Raw genomic sequence first — 1,218 nt, 5'->3', positions numbered from 1 at the left:
TGACCTGCCCCCAATCACTAAACCGCTCACTGCTTAGTAATGTCGGTTAATTTCGACCCTTTGCCGGTAGTCCGGTAGCCAGCGGCGAACTCCAGTGGTGTCTGGTAACCCAATGCTGAATGGGGCCGGTTTTCGTTGTAGTCTCGTCGCCAGTTACCGATGATTTCCCTGGCATGTGCCAGATCCCGGAACCAGTGTTCATTCAGGCACTCGTCCCGGAAGCGCCCGTTGAAGCTTTCGATGAAGCCGTTCTGAGTCGGCTTCCCAGGTTGTATCAGCTTCAGCTCCACCCGGTTGTCATAGGCCCATTGATCCAGAGCCTTGCTGGTGAACTCCGGGCCTTGGTCTGTCCTGACAGCCTGAGGGTAGCCTCTGAAGGCGGCTATGGCATCCAGAGTGCGGGCAACCTGATCGCCGGAGATGCCATTGGCTACCGGGATGTCGAGACACTCCTTGGTGAAGTCATCGACAATGGTCAGGCACTTTATCCGCCGGCCGCACGCCAACGAGTCCATGACGAAGTCCATGGACCAGGTCTGATTTGGAGCCTCCGGCAGCACCAAGGGCTGACACTCCATGGCGATACCCTTGCGGCGCTTGCGTTTTGGCACGGCCAAACCGGCCTCCCGATACAGCCGGTAAACCTTCTTGTGGTTCACGTCGATTCCTTCCCGTCGCAACAGTTGATGAACCCGTCGATAACCAAACCGACGGCGCTCGTGGGCCAATTCCGTAATGCGCTCGCTGAGCACACTATCAACAGCCGCAACGGTGGATCGATAATGAAACGAAGCGCGGGATAACCCGACGAGAAAACAGGCCCTGCGTTGTGAAATCGGGGTCTGCTCCTGCATCGCCCGCACGGCCTCGCGCTTGTTCTCGACGGTCAGTACTTTCGGTTGAGGGCCGCCTTCAGGGCTTCGTTGTCGAGAAGAGACTCAGCCAACAGTTTCTTGAGCTTGGCGTTCTCGTCCTCGACCGCCTTCAACCGGCGGGCTTCTGAAACCTCCATGCCGCCGAACTTCTTGCGCCAGGTGTAGAAGGTGGCGTCAGAAATGTTGTACTTGCGACACAACTCCTTCACCGCCAAGCCCGCTTCGGCTTCCTTCAGAATGTTGATGATCTGCTCGTCTGAAAATCGCTTTTTCATGTTCATCGTCCTCTGCTGTGATGAACATTACTAAGCTGGAAACGGTTAAGCTAGAGGGGAGCAGGTCA

General features: G+C 56.5%; 1 protein-coding gene. It reads right to left on the bottom strand.

Features of this window, described 5'->3' with window-relative positions:
- Positions 1–26 precede the first annotated feature (26 nt).
- Positions 27–1,150 (bottom strand): IS3 family transposase gene (locus FO268_RS22700; protein ID WP_150995420.1). Its coding sequence is split into 2 segments (ribosomal slippage): positions 27–892 and positions 892–1,150, totalling 1,125 coding nucleotides; the frame shifts between segments, so codons are not numbered across the junction.
- Positions 1,151–1,218 lie beyond the last annotated feature (68 nt).

The sequence above is a fragment of the Marinobacter denitrificans genome (assembly GCF_008795955.1).
Lineage (GTDB): Bacteria > Pseudomonadota > Gammaproteobacteria > Pseudomonadales > Oleiphilaceae > Marinobacter > Marinobacter denitrificans.
The sequence above is the reverse complement of the archived record's forward strand: the minus strand, read 5'-3'. Positions and strand labels throughout refer to the sequence as shown.